Annotated in this window: 5 protein-coding genes and 1 tRNA gene; 2 read left to right on the top strand and 4 right to left on the bottom strand. The window is 68.4% G+C overall.

Features of this window, described 5'->3' with window-relative positions; translation table 11 throughout:
* The first annotated feature begins 76 nt into the window (after window positions 1-76).
* Window positions 77-147: transfer RNA gene (locus tag JF597_RS53370), tRNA-Gly, on the top strand.
* 230 nt (window positions 148-377) lie between these two features.
* Here the strand turns inward: JF597_RS53370 and JF597_RS53365 are convergent.
* On the bottom strand, window positions 378-788 hold the full coding sequence (locus tag JF597_RS53365) for a PIN domain-containing protein (protein WP_294014249.1): 411 nt from the start codon (window positions 786-788) through the stop codon (window positions 378-380).
* Window positions 785-1,006, bottom strand: coding sequence for a type II toxin-antitoxin system VapB family antitoxin (locus JF597_RS53360; protein ID WP_069764445.1), 222 nt, complete (start codon window positions 1,004-1,006; stop codon window positions 785-787). The genes JF597_RS53365 and JF597_RS53360 overlap by 4 nt, the downstream gene beginning before the upstream one ends.
* A 26-nt stretch (window positions 1,007-1,032) precedes the next feature.
* Here JF597_RS53360 and JF597_RS53355 point away from each other — a divergent pair, with 26 nt between their 5' ends.
* The gene (locus tag JF597_RS53355; protein WP_294014247.1) at window positions 1,033-1,161 is read left to right on the top strand and encodes a hypothetical protein; all 129 of its coding nucleotides are present in this window, start codon (window positions 1,033-1,035) and stop codon (window positions 1,159-1,161) included.
* 132 nt (window positions 1,162-1,293) lie between these two features.
* Here the strand turns inward: JF597_RS53355 and JF597_RS53350 are convergent, their stop codons facing one another.
* Together JF597_RS53350 and JF597_RS53345 are read right to left on the bottom strand one after the other, a co-directional pair.
* Window positions 1,294-2,238: a CU044_5270 family protein gene (locus JF597_RS53350; protein WP_294014245.1), complete on the bottom strand. Its 945-nt coding sequence runs from the start codon at window positions 2,236-2,238 to the stop codon at window positions 1,294-1,296.
* The coding region (locus tag JF597_RS53345; RefSeq protein WP_294014243.1) for a sigma-70 family RNA polymerase sigma factor at window positions 2,235-2,702 on the bottom strand (468 nt) is incomplete at its 5' end. The genes JF597_RS53345 and JF597_RS53350, both read right to left, overlap by 4 nt.

The following is a 2,702-nucleotide window of genomic DNA, read 5'->3' as shown; positions in this document are numbered from 1 at the left end:
CACGGCTTCAACGCCGGGGGCCTGGGATGAGGTAAAGTGACAGTGCGTTCCGACACCGGTCCGTCCGGCGTCACGCGCGGGTGTAGTTTAGTGGTAGAACATCAGCTTCCCAAGCTGAGAGTGCGAGTTCGATTCTCGTCACCCGCTCTTTTTGAAGCCCCAGGTCAGCGGCCTGGGGCTTGTTCTGTTGGCGGGAGTTTTCCGCCGGATGGCCGTCTGTACATGCATGAAGACCGGGCACGTGGAGGGAACCAGTTCTCGGTGGCCGTGTCCGGCTCACCGTTTCGGAGCCCGAAAGACGCCGCCGACACTACCGATTACCCAACTCCTACCCAGGATGCAGGACTTAGAGGAACACGCCACAGCGCGGAAACGCCTCAGACGACGTCGTGGAGGTTGTGCTCGGTCAGGTCGGATGCGTGCCGGGCAATGGCGCGGTAGTCGGCATCGTCGTGCAGGACAGCCAGTCCGTGATGGGCTGCGGTCGCGGCGATGACGAGGTCCACCGCCGAGGCACTGCGATGCTCTCCGGCCCGGGCCATACGGTGCTGCACCCCACCGATCCAGCGCCCCGCGTTCTTCGGTACGGCCGCATCGGGGTAGAGGTCGGTGAACATCTCCGTGATCTCGTCGTACTCGTGTCCGTTCCGGGCACTGTGGAGGAACTCGGCACGCTGCACATAGCAGGATGCGACGGCCCCGGCGTCGATCGCGTCGTACCAGGCCGACTGCAGTTTCGGATCGCGGAGCAGCCGGACCAGGCCGGAGGTGTCGAGCAGGTAGATCACCGGCTGTCCTTCTCCGCCCCGTGCAGGCGCTCCGCGTCCTCGACGGCACCCCATTCACGCGCACGCTCGAAGTGGCGGCTGATGCGCGCCGCACGCTCCTGCTGCTCGGCATAGAAGTGCAGGGCGAGGTTGACTGCCTCCTTCTTGGTCCTGACCTTGGACAAAGCCATGGCACGTTCCAAAGCGTCGTCGTCGATGTCGATCTGGGTCACAGACACGCGGCACCTCCTGCACGATATTGGTGATGTACAAAGAAGAATACGTCACCAACATTCGTGCAGCTGCAGTCGAGCACTGGCACCGGCATGGCCCGGCGGAAGCGACGCCGACGTTCAAGGTCATGCCCGTCGAGCACCGTCGCTTCCCAAGCTGAGAGTGCGAGTCGGCCCGGCGCCGGCCCAGGCGGTGCTCCTCCTCACCCGACTCGCCTCGCCTCTGGGTCTGCTGATGAACCGCTCCGGAACCCTGGCCTTGCGGGCCAGGGCTGCTCACCAGGGACAAGCCATCATGTGGCCGGCGTCTCGCCTGTCTTGTCCGTGACCCCGACGGCCAGCAGAGCCTCGTCCGCCGTGCCCAGGAAGTCGAGGGAGTTCTTGTCGAAGACCCAGACCGTGCGGCCGTCGCGCTCCTCGAAACTCAGGCCGATGCCGGAGCGGCCGGTGTAGTCCTTGGCGTCGGTGACGACCGAGACGCCCGGGATCCTGGCGGCCGCGCGGTAGAGCGCGGCGTCCAGTTCGGGCAGGAGTGTGGCGTCGGCCAGCATGTCGCCGATCTTCTCCAGCGCCGCGCTCTCCCTGGTCTGTCCCTCCCCCCTCGTGCCGGCGTAGATCTTCTCCAGCAGCGCGTCGGGGTCGGTGGGCAGCGCCTGGAGCTCACGGAACGTGGTGACGTTCGGGTCGGGATTCAGCCTCATGTCGTGGGTGCCCTTGGAGTACGAGGAGAACGGGTCCCGGGGCCGGAACGGCGGACCCACCAGCACCGTGACCCGGCGCAGTCCCGCGCGCTTGCCGTCGACGGCGGTCCAACTCGCTTCCCGCAGGATCCGGATGTCGTGCTCGGAGAACTTCATGGAGCCCTGAGTGCGGACATAGACGTACTGGTCGTCCCTGACGGGCACTGACTTCTTCGCGGCGGCGACCTCGGCGATGCGATTGAGGAGGTCGACCGCGTCCGCGTCGGTCGTGGCGGTCCTGGATCCGACGGCGCCGGCAAGGACCGCGGCGACGATCGCCGCGGCCGTGGCGAGGGGTACGGCGATGACGGCGAACCGGCGGCGGGGGGCCCGCGCTCGCCGGCCGGGTGCCGTCGCGACGGCCGGGAGTTCCGGGGCTTGCTCGGTGAGCTCTCTCATCAGATGGTCCTTCAGCAGGTCGTGGCGGTCGCTCGTCAGGACCGGCTCACCCGGGCTCGGCAGCAGCCTGGCCAGTTCCTCGCGCTCATCGGGGTTCATCGGTGCTTCTCCTGAGTCGACCGGGCCGTTTGGGAACGGCCACCCGGTACCTGTCCGCTGCGCGGGCCGAGTCCCGGTTTTTGCTGCTGAGGTGGAACATCGCCCGACGCGGCGGCACTTGGCTTGCCCGGGTCCGGGTCCGTGGACCGCTGCCCGGCGGACCTGCGCCGGGCCGCCAACTCCGCCTCCGACAAGGCCCGTAGCCGCTGCCTTGCGCGGGCGAGCCGCGACCGTACGGTGCTCGCCGGCACGCCGAGGGCCTCGCCCGCGTCCGCGTAGCTCAGTCCCGACCAGACGCACAGCGCGAACACCTCACGCTCGGCCCTGCGCAGCCGCCCGAGCGCGGTGTGCGCGGCAGCGAGCCGCTCGGCTCTCTCCATGCGGCCGACGACGTCGTCGGCGAAGTCGGGCAGGGTGTCACGGTCCGCCGGGCGGTCGGGGAGCCGGGCGAGCGCGGCGCTGTG

It is taken from the genome of Streptomyces sp., from assembly GCF_019510245.1.
Lineage (GTDB): Bacteria > Actinomycetota > Actinomycetes > Streptomycetales > Streptomycetaceae > Streptomyces.
This window is presented reverse-complemented; position numbering and strand designations above follow the sequence as displayed.

What these genes read in the sequence shown, in the direction of transcription:
- JF597_RS53355 (WP_294014247.1), top strand. Translation starts at nt 1,033, where the DNA reads ATGTACAAAGAAGAATACGTCACCAACATTCGTGCAGCTGCAGTCGAG.
- JF597_RS53350 (WP_294014245.1), bottom strand. Translation starts at nt 2,238, where the DNA reads ATGAACCCCGATGAGCGCGAGGAACTGGCCAGGCTGCTGCCGAGCCCG.